The following is a 14,929-nucleotide window of genomic DNA, read 5'->3' as shown; positions in this document are numbered from 1 at the left end:
ATGATCGGGGACGGTCAGCGGCTGCGCACCAGCTGCCAGGCGCGGCCCAGGTAGCCGACCGAGCCGAAGCCGCTCCACACGTGCACCAGCCGCGTGAACGGGAAGATGGCGAACAGCGAGATCCCCATGAACAGGTGGGCCTTGAACAGCAGCGGCGCGCCCGCGATGTAGCCGGCGGCGTCGCCGCGCAGGGTGACGATGTGCTGCGCCCAGGTCATCAGCAGCACCATCATGTGGCCGTCCATGTGGCGCGACGATTCGAAGATGGTGGACAGGCCCAGCAGCAGCGTCACGAGGATCCACAGCAGCAGCACCTTGTCGCCGGTGCGCGTGACCGCGGACACGCGCGCGTTGGTGAAGCGGCGGTGCAGCAGGATCAGCAGGCCGGACAGGCACATGGTGCCCATCACGCCGCCGGCGGCCATCGCCACGCCCTGCTTGAAGCTGTGCGAGACGCCCAGCGCGTCCCATACCGCCACCGGCGTGAGCAGGCCCACGAGGTGGCCGAAGAACAGCCCGATGATGCCGACGTGGAACAGGATGCTGCCGACGCGCAGGTTGCCCCGGTACAGCAGCTGCGAGCTGTCGCTCTTCCAGCCGTACTGTTCGCGCTCGAAGCGCGCCAGGCTGCCGAACAGGAACACGACCAGCGCGATGTAGGGGTAGATGCCGTAGAGGAACTGGTTGAGCAGGTTCATGGTCGTGGCCTCAGCGTGCGGTGGACAGCGGCGCGGTGCCGCGGGCGTAGAAATGCACGGGCTGGTCGCCCGCCGGGCGCGGCGCGAGCAGCGGCTCCACGCCGTCGGCGCCGGGGCCGAAGGTCTCCAGCGCTTCGTCCATGCTGCGCACCGGCGGCTCGGTGCGCGGCTGCGGCTGCACGTCGGTGAGCGTGCGCAGCACGGCGAACGCCGTGGCATACGGGCTTTCGTCGCGCGCCAGGCGCTCGCCGACCGCGGCGAGCACGTGGATGGCGTCGCCCAGCAACTGCTCGGCGTGGTCCTCCCTGCCGCCGGCGGCCAGCACGCCGAGGAACTCCACGAACAGCGGCACGTAGTCGGGCAGCTCCGCCGTCACCGGCTCGAAGCCCTCGCGGCGGTATTCGTCGAGCAGGTCGACCATCGCCTGGCCGCGGTCGCGGCTCTCGCCGTGCACGTGCTCGAACAGGTGCAGCGAGTGGGCCGGATTGCGGTCGAAGGTGGCGACGTAGTTCTCCTGCAGCTCGATCAGCGTGTTGGTCTTGAGCAGGTCGCACAGCGGCGCCAGCGTGGCTTGCGCCTGCGGCCATTCGGCCAGCGCGGCGTCGATCTCGGGCAGGGCGTCGAGCAGATCCTGCTCGGGGTAGCACAGCAGCGCGCTGAGGATGGGGTAGAGCGGCATGGGAAGGCTCCAGTTCGGTAGGGATGGCAAAAGGGTGCGCGGGGTCAGGCGTCGGTGACAGGGCGCCAGTTACAGGGCGCCGGTCACGTCGCCACGGCTTTCTTGCGCGATTTCGGCATGTCGGCGAACACCACGCTGCCTTGCGGCTTCTTGCCGAACAGCGAGCCGTCCGAGGTGCCGCCCGAGCAGCCGTTGCCGAAGGTGAAGCCGCAGCTGGCTTTGTCGTTGAAGCTGTCCTCCACCATCTCCTTGTGCGAGGACGGGATCACGAAGCGGTCCTCGTAGTTGGCGATCGCCATGATCTGGTACATGTCCTCCACCTGCGCCGGCGTGAGGCCGACCTGCTGCAGCACGGCCAGGTCCTGCGCGCCGTCGACCACTTCCGAGCGCTTGTAGGCGCGCATGGCCAGCATCCGCTCGAGCGCCTTGAGCACCGGCGCCACCTCGCCCGCGGTCAGCAGGTTGGCCAGGTACTTGACCGGGATGCGCAGGCTCTTCACGTCCGGGATCACGCCGTCCATGCCCATGTGGCCCGCGGCGGCGGCGGACTGGATCGGCGACAGCGGCGGGATGTACCACACCATCGGCAGCGTGCGGTACTCGGGGTGCAGCGGGAAGGCCACCTTCCATTCGCACGCCATCTTGTACACGGGCGACTTGCGCGCGGCGTCCAGCCAGCTCTGCGCGATGCCCTGGCGCAGCGCCTCGGCCTGGACCGCCGGGTCGTGCGGGTCGAGGAAGATGTCCAGTTGCGACTGGTAGAGATCCTGCGGGTTCTCCACCGCGGCGGCGTCCTGGATGCGGTCGGCGTCGTACAGCATCACGCCGAGGTAGCGGATGCGCCCGACGCAGGTCTCCGCGCACACCGTGGGCTGGCCGGCCTCGATGCGCGGATAGCAGAACAGGCATTTCTCGGCCTTGCCGCTCTGCCAGTTGTAGTAGATCTTCTTGTACGGGCAGCCGGAGATGCACATGCGCCAGCCGCGGCACTTGTCCTGGTCGACCAGCACGATGCCGTCGTCCTCGCGCTTGTAGATCGAGCCGGACGGGCACGAGGCCACGCAGGCCGGGTTCAGGCAGTGCTCGCACAGGCGCGGCAGGTACATCATGAAGGTGTTCTCGAAGGTCGAGTACATCTCCTTCTGCACGTCGTCGAACAGCTTGTCCTTGCTGCGCGCGCCGAACTCGCCGCCGAGGTCGTCCTCCCAGTTCGGGCCCCATTCGATCTTTTCCATCTTCTTGCCGGTCAGCACCGAGACCGGGCGCGCGGTGGGCGGCGTCTGCACCAGCGGCGCCTTCTGCAGGTGCTCGTAGTCGTAGGTGAACGGCTCGTAGTATTCGTCGATCTGCGGCAGGTTGGGGTTGGTGAACAGCTTGGCCAGGATGCCGAGCCGGCTGCCCTGGCGCGGCTCGAGCTTGCCGGCGGCGTTGCGCGTCCAGCCGCCGAGCCACTTGTCCTGGTTCTCCCATTCCTTGGGATAGCCGATGCCGGGCTTGGTCTCGACGTTGTTGAACCACGCGTACTCCACGCCGTCGCGGCTGGTCCAGACGTTCTTGCAGGTAATCGAGCAGGTATGGCAGCCGATGCATTTGTCCAGGTTGAGGACCATGGCTACCTGGGCACGGATTTTCATTGCGCGGCTCCTTCCTTCGCTTGTTGTTCCACCAGCGGGCCTTCCAGCCAGTCGACCTTGTTCATCTTGCGCAGGATCACGAACTCGTCGCGGTTGCTGCCGACGGTGCCGTAGTAGTTGAAACCGTAGGCCAGCTGCGCGTAGCCGCCGATCATGTGGGTGGGCTTGGTGACGGTGCGGGTCACGGAGTTGTGGATGCCGCCGCGCATGCCGCTGGTCTCGGCGCCGGGCACGTTCACGATCTTTTCCTGGGCGTGGTACATCAGGCACATGCCCTTGGGCACGCGCTGCGACACCACCACGCGCGCGGTCAGCGTGCCGTTGACGTTGAAGACTTCCACCCAGTCGTTGTCGCGGATGCCGCTGGCCTTGGCCTCGCTCTCCGAGATCCACACGTGCGGCCCGCCGCGCGACAGCGTCAGCATGCGCAGGTTGTCCGAGTAGGTGGAGTGGATGCCCCACTTCTGGTGCGGCGTGATCCAGTTCAGCACCAGCTCCGGGTTGCCGTTGGGCCGGGCGCCGAGCATCGGCGCGGTGGTCTTGGTGTCGATGGCCGGCTTGTAGACGCAGCTGCCTTCGCCGAAGTCCAGCATCCAGCGGTGGTCCTGGTAGAACTGCTGGCGGCCGGTCAGGGTGCGCCAGGGGATCAGCTCGTGCACGTTGGTGTAGCCGGCGTTGTAGCTGACCTCTTCCGATTCCAGCCCGGACCAGGTGGGCGCGGAGATGATCTTGCGCGGCTGCACCTGCACGTCGCGGAAGCGGATCTTGTCGTGCTCGCGCCCGTTGGCCAGGTGCGCGTGCTCGCGCCCGGTGATGCGCGACAGCGCCTCCCACGCCTTCACCGCGACGTGCCCGTTGGTCTCCGGCGCGAAGGTCAGGATCATCTCGGCGGCGTCGATGGCGGTGTCCAGCCGCGGGCGGCCCTGGCTCACGCCGGGCTCGTCCACGATCTTGCTGAGCGCGCCGATCTCGCCGACTTCGTGGCGGGTATCCCAGTTGATGCCCTTGCCGCCGTTGCCGAGCTTGTCGAGCAGCGGCCCGATCGAGGTGAACTTCTTGTAGATGTCGGCATAGTTGCGCTCGACCACCGTCATCGACGGCGCGGTCTTGCCGGGAATCAGCTCGCACTCGCCGCGCTTCCAGTCCTTCGGCGCGAACGGCTGGGCCAGCTCGCCCGGGGTGTCGTGCAGCAGCGGCGTGCACACCAGGTCGGTGCGGGTGCCCAGGTGGGCGCCGCCGATCTCGCTGAACTTCTTCGCGATGGCCTTGTAGATCTCCCAGTCCGTGCGGCTTTCCCACAGCGGCTGCACCGCCTCCGAGAGCGGATGGATGAACGGGTGCATGTCGCTGGTGTTGAGGTCGTCCTTCTCGTACCAGGTCGCGGTGGGCAGCACCACATCGCCGTACAGGCAGGTGGTGCTCATGCGGAAGTCGAGCACGGTCAGCAGGTCGAGCTTACCCTCGGCGGCCGGGCGCACCGTGACCTCGCTCGGCGTGATGGCGTCGGCTTCGTCGCCGAACAGCGCGTTCTGGGTGCCGAGCAGGTACTTGAGGAAATACTCGTGCCCCTTGCCCGAGCTGCCGAGGATGTTCGAGCGCCAGACGAACATGTTGCGCGGGAAGTTGGCCGGGTTGTCGGGGTCGTCGCAGGCGAACTGCAGGCCGCCGGACTTGAGCTGCGCCACGGTGTAGGCGACCGGGTCCTGGCCGGCGGCTTCGGCCGCGTCGGCGACGTCGAGCGGGTTGCTGCTCAACTGCGGCGCCGAGGGCAGCCAGCCCATGCGCTCCGAGCGGGCGTTGAGATCCAGCAGCGAGAGGTTCTGGTAGCGGGCCTTGTCGGCGGTCGGGGCGAGGATCTCGTCCACGGCGAGCTTCTCGTGGCGCCACTGGCTGGTGTGGCTGTAGAAGAACGAGGTGCCGTTCATCTGGCGCGGCGGGCGCGACCAGTCCAGGCCGAAGGCCAGCGGCGCCCAGCCGAACTGCGGGCGCAGCTTTTCCTGGCCCACGTAGTGCGCCCAGCCGCCGCCGCTCTTGCCCACGCAGCCGCACATCATCAGCAGGTTGATGATGCCGCGGTAGATCATGTCGTTGTGGTACCAGTGGTTGAGCGCGGCGCCGACGATCACCATGCTCTTGCCCTGGGTGCGGTCGGCGTTGTCGGCGAACTCGCGCGCGACCTGGATCACCAGGTGGCGCGGCACGGTGGTGTGCTTTTCCTGCCAGGCCGGCGTGTACGGCACGTCGTCGTCGAACGAGGTGGCCACGTTGTCGCCGCCGAGGCCCTGGTCCACGCCGTAGTTGGCCATCTGCAGGTCATAGACGGTGGCCACCAGCGCGCTGCTGCCGTCGGCCAGCGTGATGCGCCGGGCCGGCACGCGGCGCTTGAGCAGCGCGTCGTGCTCGGCGCCGAAATACGGGAAGCCGACCTCGGCCACCTCGTGCCCGGTGGCCATCAGCGAGAGCAGCGGGTCGAGCGCGCGGCCGCTGCCGCCGTCCTTCATCTCCAGGTTCCAGCGGCCCACCTTCTCGCCGCCGTTGTGCGCGGCCTCGCCCCAGCGGAAGCCGATGGTGCCGTTGGGCACGGCGAAGTCGCCGCTGGCGGCGTCGATCACCAGCGTCTTCCATTCCGGGTTGTTGGCCTCGCCGCGCGCGCCGGCCAGGTGGGAGGCGCGCAGGAAGTGGTCGGGCACCAGCGTGCCGCCGTTGTCGCGCAGCAGCACCAGCATCGGCATGTCGGTGTACTGCTTGAGGTAGTCGCGGAAGTAAGCGGAGCGGCCGTTCAGGTGGAATTCCTTGAGCACCACGTGGCCCATCGCCATCGCCAGCGCGGCGTCCGTGCCCTGCTTGGGGGCCAGCCAGATGTCGCCGAACTTGACCATCTCGCCGAAGTCGGACGACACCGCCACGGTCTTGGTGCCCTTGTAGCGGACCTCGGTGTAGAAGTGCGCGTCAGGGGTGCGCGTCTGCGGCACGTTGGAGCCCCACACCATCAGGTAGGTGGAGTTGTACCAGTCGGCCGATTCCGGCACGTCGGTCTGCTCGCCCCAGACCTGCGGGCTGGCCGGCGGCAGGTCGCAGTACCAGTCGTAGAACGACAGGCAGACCCCGCCCAGCAGGCTCAGGTAGCGCGCGCCGGCGGCGTAGGACACCATCGACATGGCGGGAATCGGCGAGAAGCCGACCACGCGGTCCGGGCCGAAGCGCTTGATGGTGAAGGCGTTGGCTGCGGCGATGATCTCGGTGGCGGTGTCCCAGTCGGCGCGCACGAAGCCGCCCTGGCCGCGCACGCTCTTGTAGCGCCGCGCCTTGACCGGGTCCTGGCTGATCGAGGCCCAGGCGGCCACCGGGTCGAGGGTCTTGCGGGCTTCGCGCCACATCTCCATCAGGCGCCCGCGGATCATCGGGTATTTCACGCGCTGCGCGGAATAGACGTACCAGCTGTACGAGGCGCCGCGCGGGCAGCCGCGCGGCTCGTGGTTGGGCAGGTCCGGGCGGGTGCGCGGATAGTCGGTCTGCTGCGTCTCCCAGGTGATCAGTCCGTTCTTGACGTACACCTTCCACGAGCACGAGCCGGTGCAGTTCACGCCGTGGGTGGAGCGCACGATCTTGTCGTGCTGCCAGCGGTTGCGGTATCCGTTCTCCCACCGGCGGTCTTCGTCCACCACGGCGCCGTGCCCGTCCGCGAAGGTGGACTTGACGCGCGACATGAATTTCAGTCGATCCAGGAAATGACTCATTGTTGTTCTCCGCGAGGGCTTTTGCTGACCGTTGGGGAAGCGGTCCAGGGATGTGCACAGCTTATGGGCAGGGCGCGGCGCTGCCCATTCGCTGGTGGAGGAGTAGGGCGCGATGCGCTCGGGCTAGTCCGGCCGCCGCCGCCTAGTTCGGAAGAACTAGGCCGGCAGGGCGGGCGGGAGCGTCAGCAGGGCATCGGCGCGTTCTTGCGCGCGTAGTGCCACCACGTCACCAGCATGCAGCTCAGGTAGAACGCGACGAAGCAGTACAGCGCGGCGTCGGCCGAGCCGGTCAGCTCCAGCGAGGTGCCGAAGCTCTTGGGAATGAAGAAGCCGCCATAGGCGCCGATGGCGCCGGAAAAGCCCAGCACCGCGGCCGATTCCTTGCCGGCGTCCAGCAGCGCCTGCCGCTGCGCGGCCTCGTCCTTGCCGCGCGCGGCGCGCTGGCGCTCGGTCATGAAGATCACCGGGATCATGCGGAAGGTCGAGCCGTTGCCGATGCCGGTCAGCGCGAACAGCACCACGAACGCGGCCAGGAACAGGGGGAAGCTGCCGCCGGCGCCGCCCGCCCAGCCGTGCGGCAGCGCGGCCAGCACGCCGAGCACGGCGGCGATCATCGCCGCGAAGCACCACAGCGTGACCCGGGCCCCGCCGAGCTTGTCCGACACCCAGCCGCCGACCGGGCGCATCAGCGCGCCCACCAGCGGCCCGAGGAAGGCGTAGGCGGTGGGGTTGACGCCGGGGAACTGCGACTTGGTGAGCAGCGCGAAGCCGGCCGAGAAGCCGATGAACGAGCCGAAGGTGCCCACGTACAGCCAGCACATCAGCCAGTTGTGCTTGCGCTTGAAGATCACCGCCTGGTCGGCGAACGAGGCGCGCGCGTCGGCGATGTCGTTCATGCCGAACCAGGCCGCCAGCGTGGCCACCACGATGAACGGCACCCAGATGAAGCCGGCGTTCTGCAGCCACAGGCTCTTGCCGACCTCGCCGGCCTGGTAGGTCTGGGCGTCGCCGCCGAGCGCGCCGAACAGCCCCACCGAGACCACCAGCGGGGTGAGGAACTGCACCACCGACACGCCCAGGTTGCCGATGCCGGCATTGAGCCCGGTCGCCAGGCCCTTCTTGGCCTTGGGAAAGAAGAAGCTGATGTTGGACATCGACGAGCTGAAGTTGGCGCCGCCGAAGCCGCACAGCAGCGCCAGCACCAGCAGCGTGGGATAGCTCGTGGTGGGGTCGCGCAGCGCGAAGCCCATGCCCAGCGCCGGCACCAGCAGCGTGGCGGTGGAGATCGCCGTGAAGCGCCGGCCGCCGAAGATCGGCACCAGGAACGCATAGAAGATGCGCAGCGTGGCGCCCGACAGCGCGGGCAGCGCGGTGAGCCAGAACAGCTGGTTCTTGGTGAAGCGGAAGCCGGCGCGGTCGAGGTTGACCGCCACCACGCTCCACAGCATCCAGATGGCGAAGGCGAGCATCAGCGCGGCGATCGAGATGCACAGGTTGCGGTAGGCGATGCGCTCGCCCTGGGCGCGCCAGAAAGCGGTGCTTTCTGGCTCCCAGCGGGTTAATACGGAACTTGACATGACTGTCCTGTGGGTCGGAACGAAGAAGAGGAATGCGGAAGGCGGCGCGGGCGGGCCGCGGGCGCGCTCATGCCGAGGCCGGCTGCGCCGCGGGCACGCGCGCGGTGGTGGCGGTGGTGGTGGCGGCGGCCGCGTCGGGGCCGCCGCGCTGGCTGTAGTGCATCCACACCAGGCTCACGCAGACCGTGCCGTACAGCAGCATGAAACAACTGCTGCGCACGCCGCTGAGGTCCGCCAGCAGGCCGAACAGCACCGGCAGGATGAAGCCGCCCAGGCCGCCGGCCAGCCCCACCACGCCGGAGACGGCGCCGAGGTTGTGGCCGAAGTCGTTGGCGATGAACTTGAACACCGAGGCCTTGCCCACCGCCATCGCGATGCCGACGACGAACAGCAGCACCGTGAACGGCAGCGCCGACAGGCCGATGTGGAACGCCTGCGGGCCGCGCGCGGTGTGGATGATGAAGTCGGTCTGCGGATAGCTGAGCACGAAGAACGCCACCCAGCACACCCACATCACCCACCACGTGGTGCGGTGCGCGCCGTAGCGGTCGGAGATCCAGCCGCCGATGGCGCGCAGCACGCCGCCCGGCAGCGAGAAGCAGGCCGCCAGCAGCGCGGCGATCTTGATGTCGAAGCCGTATTCGCCGATGTAGTACTTGGTCATCCACAGCGACAGGCCGACATAGCCGCCGAACACCACCGAGTAGTACTGCGAATAGCGCCATACGCGCGGGTCGCGCAGCATGGCGAACTGCGCGCGCAGGCTGGCCGAGGACGGCACGCGGTGGGCGGGATCGCTGGACGAGAAGATCCAGAACAGCACCGCCGTGACCAGCATGGCGACCGCGTACACGCGCGGCACCACGGTCCAGCTCCCGCCGGCGGCGACGATCAGCGCCGGCGCCACGAACTTGGTCAGCGCCGAGCCGGAGTTGCCGGCGCCGAAGATGCCCATCGCCAGGCCCTGGCGCGAGCGCGGGAACCAGCGCGCCACGTAGGGCGTGCCCACCGAGAACGAGCCGCCGGCCAGGCCCACGAACAGGCCCAGCACCAGCAGCTGCGGCAGCGTGGTGGCATGCGAGATCATCCAGATCGGGATCACCGTGGCCAGCATCAGCACGAAGAAGACGATGCGCCCGCCGTAGCGGTCGGTCCAGATGCCCAGCGGCACGCGCACCAGCGAGCCGCTCAGCACGGGGGTGGCGGCCAGCAGGCCGAATTCGGTCTCGGACAGGCCGAGCTGCTGCTTGATGGGGATGCCCAGCACCGCGAACATCATCCAGATGGCGAAGCAGATGGTGAAGGCGAAGGTGCTGGACACCAGCACCGCATAGGCGCCGCGCGGCACGGGCTCGCGCGGGAGAGGCTGAGTGGGCATGACCATGCTCCTGTGTCGACAATGACGATCGGCTCCCAGCGTAGAGAGCGCGTGCACGGTTGACCATTCGCCGGCAGCACATGTGCGGGTGCCGGTGGAGCTAGTTCCAATGGGGAATGCGAGGCGGCGGCGGAGGCGGGGCGGCCGGGCCGCCGGCCCGGCTGGCGCCGGTCTTCAGCCGGGTTTCAGTCCGGTGCGTGGCCCGTCCCGCCGTCCGGCTTGATGCCGAGCCGGCGCGCGAGCTTGTGCAGGTTGCTGGCGTCCACGCCGAGGTGGCGGGCCGCCTGCGCCCAGTTGCCGCCCTGGGCGGCCAGCGCCTGCCCGATGCAGTGCCGCTGGCACTGGTCCACCGCTTCGCGCAGGGTGGCGGTCGGGGAGGGGGCCAGGGTGGGGGCGGCCGGTGGCGCGGCGGTGGCCGCGGCCGGCTCCAGCGCGTCGAGGTCGAGCAGTTCCGCCTCGAGCGTCACGATGTCGTTGCGGCTGGCGCCGCGGCTGACGGTCTTGAGCGCGGCGCGGCTGATGACGTGCTCCAGCTCGCGCACGTTGCCTGGCCACGGATAGCGGCGCAGCGCGGCCTCGGCGGCGCCGGACAGGCGCAGGCTGCGCAGGCCGAGCCGGGCGCGGTTGCGCTCCAGCATGCGGCCGGCCAGCAGCAGCACGTCGTTGCCGCGCTCGCGCAGCGGCGGGATCGGGATCGGGTAGACCGACAGGCGGTGATAGAGGTCGGCGCGGAACGAGCCGTCGCGCACGTGGTCGCGCAGGCTGCGGTTGGTGGCGGCGATGATGCGCACGTCGACGCGGCGGGGCCGGTCCGAGCCCAGGCGCTGGATCTCGCCGTTCTGCAGCGTGCGCAGCAGCTTGGCCTGGATCGAGAGCGGCAGCTCGCCCACCTCGTCGAGAAACAGCGTGCCGCCGTCGGCCGCCTCGAAGCGGCCGGGCCGGTCGCCCAGCGCGCCCGAGAACGCGCCCCTGGCGTGGCCGAACAGCTCGCTCTCGGCCAGCGACTCGGGCAGCGCGGCGCAGTTGACGTGGATCAGCGGCTGCGCGCGCCGGCGCGAGAGCCGGTGCAGCCGGTGCGCGAACAGCTCCTTGCCCACGCCGGTCTCGCCCAGCAGCAGCACCGGCAGTTCCGAGTCGGCCACCACCGTGAGCTCGTGCAGCAGGCGGGCGATGGCCTCGCTCTGGCCGATGATCTCGCCGTCGTCGCGGGCCGCGTCGCCGGGCGGGGCGTCGCCGCGCGTGAGCCGCAGCGCGCGGATCTCGGCTTCCAGCCGCGTGGTGCGGATCGCGGCCTCGACCACCACCGTCAGCCGCCGCAGGTCGGCCTGCGCCTCGTCGCCGAAGGTGCCGACCGTCAGCGCGTCGAGCGTCAGCACGCCCCACGGCTGGCCCTCTACGTGCAGGCTCGTTCCCATGCAGTCGTGCACCGGCAGCGGCTCGCCGACGCGCTCGTCGATCAGCCCGTCGTAGGGATCGGGCAGCACGCTGTCGTGGTGGAAGCAGGTCACGCCGCGGCGGGCCAGGATGGCGGCCAGGCGCGGGTGCAGGCCCACCGCGAAGCGGCGCCCGAGGGCGTCGCGGACCAGTCCGTCGATGGCCACCGGCCGCAGCTGGTCTTCTTCGAGCTGCAGCAGCGCCACGGCGCCGCAGCGGAAATGGGCGCGCAGGCTGCCGACCAGCCGCTGCAGGCGCACGGCCTGGGGCAGGTCCGCGACCAGATCGGTGAGCAGGAGGTTTTCCATCATGGTCAATTCAACCCTTATGGGTTCTTATTACCGTTGCCGGGTCGTGGTGAATCATACCGTCAAAAAATCAAGGCATTGATTTTATTGCATTAATTTTCCGGCACGGCTTTCGCTATGTGAGTGATGCACATCCCACACAGGAGGACATCATGAGCATGACCGATCAATCGCTGGGCGAGCTGGCCCGCCGGATTCCGGGCGCCACCCGGGTGTTCCACGACTACCAGCTCGATTTCTGCTGCGGCGGCAAGCAGAGCCTGGGCGAGGCCGCGCAGGCCGCGGGCCTCGACGCGCGCGCCATCGAGACGCGCCTGCTGTCGCTGCAGGCGCAGGCCCGGCGCGACGGCACCGACTGGAGCGCCGCCGACGCGGTCGACCTGATCGCCCACATCATCGCGCGTTACCACGAGGTGCACCGCCAGCAGCTGCCCGAGCTGATCCGCCTGGCGCGCCGCGTGGAGCAGGTGCATGGCGACCGCGCCGACTGCCCGCGCGGCCTCGCGGATCATCTCGCCGTCATGCACCAGGAGCTGGAAAGCCACATGCAGAAGGAGGAGCAGATCCTGTTCCCGCTGCTGGCCCGTGCGCCGGGCCGGCTCGCCAGCGGCCCCATCGCGGTCATGCGCATGGAGCACGACGAGCACGGGCAGGCGCTGCAGCAGCTCGGCGCGCTGACCGACGACATCACGCTGCCGCGCGCCGCGTGCAATACGTGGCGGGCCCTGTACCTGGGGCTGCGCACGTTCCGCGAAGACCTGATGGAACACATCCATCTGGAGAACAACATCCTGTTCGACAACGCCGAGCACGCCGCGCCGGCCCACGCCTGATCGCGCCGCTGGCGCGCGCGGGCACGCACGCGCAGCACGCACGAGACGCACACAAGCAGCACAGACAAGCAGCACACACGAGCAGCGCGCGCGGCAAGCGCGCGGACAACCGCGAGACCCCATCATGGGACAGTACAAGAAACTCTGGTTCACCCTGATCGCCGTACTGGCGGTCACTTTTTCGCTGCTGGGCTATTACGGCACCGAGGTCTACCGCAAGGCGCCGCCGGTGCCGCAGCAGGTCGTCAGCGCCGACGGCAAGGCCCTGTTCAGCAAGGACGACATCCTCGACGGGCAGACCGCGTGGCAGTCGGTCGGCGGCATGCAGCTCGGCTCGATCTGGGGCCACGGCGCCTACCAGGCGCCGGACTGGACCGCCGACTGGCTGCACCGCGAGCTGACCGCGTGGCTCGACCTGGCCGCGCAGGATGGCTACGGCCGCGCCTACGCCGCGCTCGACGGGCCGACCCAGGCCGCGCTGCGCGAGCAGTTGCGCGCCGAGTACCGCGGCAACCGCGCCGACCCGGACAGCGGCGTGCTGACCGTCTCCGCGCGGCGCGCGCAGGCCATCGCCGCCACCGGCGCGTACTACGACAGCCTGTTCTCCGACGCGCCGGCGCTGCGCAAGAGCCGCGAGAGCTTCGCCATGAAGGAGAACACGCTGCCCAGCGCCGCGCGCCGCGCCAAGCTGACGCACTTCTTCTTCTGGACCGCGTGGGCCGCCGCCACCGAGCGCCCGGGTCTGAGCGCCACCTACACCAACAACTGGCCGCACGAGCCGCTGATCGGCAACCAGCCCACCAGCGAGAACATCATCTGGTCCATCGCCAGCGTGGTGGTGCTGCTGGCGGGCGTGGGCTTCCTGGTCTGGGCGTGGTCGTTCCTGCGCGGCCATGAAGCCGCGCCGCCGCCGGTGGCCGCGCGCGACCCGCTCACCACCTTCGCGCTCACGCCGTCGCAGCGCGCGCTGGGCAAGTACCTGTTCCTGGTGGTGGCGCTGTTCGTGTTCCAGGTGCTGATCGGCGGACTGACGGCCCACTACACCGTGGAGGGGCAGAAGTTCTATGGATTCGAATTGTCGAAGTGGTTCCCGTACACGCTGATGCGCACCTGGCACATCCAGAGCGCGCTGTTCTGGATCGCCACCGGCTTTCTCGCCGCGGGCCTGTTCCTGGCGCCGCTCATCAACGGCGGCAAGGACCCGAAATACCAGAAGCTCGGCGTGGACGTACTGTTCTGGGCGCTGGTGGTGGTCGTGGCCGGATCGTTTACCGGCAACTACCTGGCGATCGCGCAGATCATGCCGGAGAACCTCAACTTCTGGCTCGGGCACCAGGGCTACGAGTACGTCGACCTGGGCCGCCTGTGGCAGATCGGCAAGTTCGCCGGCATCCTGTTCTGGCTGGTGCTGATGCTGCGCGGCATCGCGCCGGCGCTGCGCGCGCGCGGCGGCGACAAGAACCTGCTGGCCCTGCTCACGTCTTCGGTGGTGGCCATCGGCCTGTTCTACGGCGCGGGCCTGTTCTACGGCGAGCGCACCAACCTGTCGGTGATGGAGTACTGGCGCTGGTGGGTCGTGCATCTGTGGGTCGAGGGCTTCTTCGAGGTGTTCGCCACCACGGCGCTGGCCTTCATCTTCTCCACGCTCGGGCTGGTGTCGCGCCCGATGGCGACCGCGGCCAGCCTGGCATCGGCGTCGCTGTTCATGCTGGGCGGGCTGCCCGGCACCTTCCACCATCTCTACTTCGCCGGCACCACCACGCCGGTGATGGCGGTGGGCGCGAGCTTCAGCGCGCTCGAAGTGGTGCCGCTGATCGTGCTGGGCCATGAAGCGTGGGAGAACTGGCGCCTCAAGGAGCGCGCGCCGTGGATGGCCAACCTGAAATGGCCGCTGATGTGCTTCGTCGCGGTGGCGTTCTGGAACATGCTCGGCGCCGGCGTGTTCGGCTTCATGATCAACCCGCCGATCTCGCTGTACTACGTGCAGGGCCTCAACACCACGCCGGTGCATGCCCATGCCGCGCTGTTCGGCGTCTACGGCTTCCTCGCGCTGGGCTTCACGCTGCTGGTGCTGCGCTACGTGCGGCCCGCCCATGCGCTGAACCCCGGCCTGATGAAGACCGCGTTCTGGGGGCTCAACGCGGGCCTGGTGCTGATGATCGGCACCAGCCTGCTGCCGATCGGCATCATCCAGTTCCACGCCAGCGCCAGCGAGGGCTTGTGGTACGCGCGCAGCGAGGCCTTCATGCAGCAGCCGATCCTGCAGACGCTGCGCTGGGTGCGCACCTTCGGCGACGTGGTGTTCATCGTCGGCGCGCTGGCGATGGCATTGCAGGTCGTGCTCGGCCTGGCCGGCAAGGCGCCGGCGCTGGGCGCGCCGGAAAGCAGCCTGGAGCCCGCGCCGCGCTGAGCGCATCGACCGCATCGCGCTAGCAGCATGGCAGCCGCCCGGGCATCCGCCCCGGCGGCTGCAGTGTGTTTACGCGCGCCGCCGGCGCGGGGCATTCGACGCATGCGCACGCGCGCGCCGATCGTGCCCGCGGCTTGCCGACTGCTTGACAGCTATCAAGCGCGCGCCAGGATTTCTCCGACATGATGCGCGTAAGGTTCCTTGCCGCGCGCTATCGCGCAACCAGGACCCAGCGGTTTCC

At 69.0% G+C, this 14,929-nt stretch carries 9 protein-coding genes; 2 read left to right on the top strand and 7 right to left on the bottom strand.

Annotation, left to right across the window (positions count from 1 at the left end; genetic code table 11):
* Positions 1 to 14: 14 nt before the first annotated feature.
* The 7 genes from narI to norR form a co-directional block, all read right to left on the bottom strand.
* Complete coding sequence (narI, locus tag AC3WXD_RS06010) at positions 15 to 698, bottom strand: respiratory nitrate reductase subunit gamma (protein WP_454733539.1); 684 nt, start codon at positions 696 to 698, stop codon at positions 15 to 17.
* A 10-nt stretch (positions 699 to 708) separates the two neighbouring features.
* Positions 709 to 1,377, bottom strand: a complete 669-nt coding sequence (gene narJ / locus AC3WXD_RS06005; protein WP_020206255.1) for a nitrate reductase molybdenum cofactor assembly chaperone — start codon at positions 1,375 to 1,377, stop codon at positions 709 to 711.
* Between the two features lie 83 nt (positions 1,378 to 1,460).
* Positions 1,461 to 3,011 (bottom strand): nitrate reductase subunit beta, encoded by a 1,551-nt coding sequence (narH, locus tag AC3WXD_RS06000; protein WP_029044293.1) that lies wholly within the window; start codon positions 3,009 to 3,011, stop codon positions 1,461 to 1,463.
* Positions 3,008 to 6,748 (bottom strand): nitrate reductase subunit alpha, encoded by a 3,741-nt coding sequence (locus AC3WXD_RS05995; RefSeq protein WP_492323261.1) that lies wholly within the window; start codon positions 6,746 to 6,748, stop codon positions 3,008 to 3,010. The genes narH and AC3WXD_RS05995 overlap by 4 nt, the downstream gene beginning before the upstream one ends.
* A 182-nt stretch (positions 6,749 to 6,930) precedes the next feature.
* On the bottom strand, positions 6,931 to 8,325 hold the full coding sequence (locus tag AC3WXD_RS05990) for a NarK family nitrate/nitrite MFS transporter (RefSeq protein WP_454733537.1): 1,395 nt from the start codon (positions 8,323 to 8,325) through the stop codon (positions 6,931 to 6,933).
* A gap of 67 nt (positions 8,326 to 8,392) precedes the next feature.
* Complete coding sequence (locus AC3WXD_RS05985) at positions 8,393 to 9,703, bottom strand: MFS transporter (RefSeq protein ID WP_156173764.1); 1,311 nt, start codon at positions 9,701 to 9,703, stop codon at positions 8,393 to 8,395.
* Positions 9,704 to 9,888: 185 nt separating this feature from the next.
* The gene (gene norR / locus AC3WXD_RS05980) at positions 9,889 to 11,448 is read right to left on the bottom strand and encodes a nitric oxide reductase transcriptional regulator NorR (protein ID WP_059411402.1); all 1,560 of its coding nucleotides are present in this window, start codon (positions 11,446 to 11,448) and stop codon (positions 9,889 to 9,891) included.
* A gap of 149 nt (positions 11,449 to 11,597) precedes the next feature.
* Between norR and ytfE the strand changes: the two genes are divergently transcribed.
* Positions 11,598 to 12,278: an iron-sulfur cluster repair protein YtfE gene (gene ytfE, locus AC3WXD_RS05975; protein ID WP_454733536.1), complete on the top strand. Its 681-nt coding sequence runs from the start codon at positions 11,598 to 11,600 to the stop codon at positions 12,276 to 12,278.
* A gap of 124 nt (positions 12,279 to 12,402) precedes the next feature.
* The gene (locus AC3WXD_RS05970) at positions 12,403 to 14,688 is read left to right on the top strand and encodes a nitric-oxide reductase large subunit (RefSeq protein WP_454733535.1); all 2,286 of its coding nucleotides are present in this window, start codon (positions 12,403 to 12,405) and stop codon (positions 14,686 to 14,688) included.
* The last annotated feature ends 241 nt before the right edge of the window (positions 14,689 to 14,929 follow it).

It is taken from the genome of Cupriavidus sp. FW216-B1, from assembly GCF_058789195.1.
The sequence above is the reverse complement of the archived record's forward strand: the minus strand, read 5'-3'. Positions and strand labels throughout refer to the sequence as shown.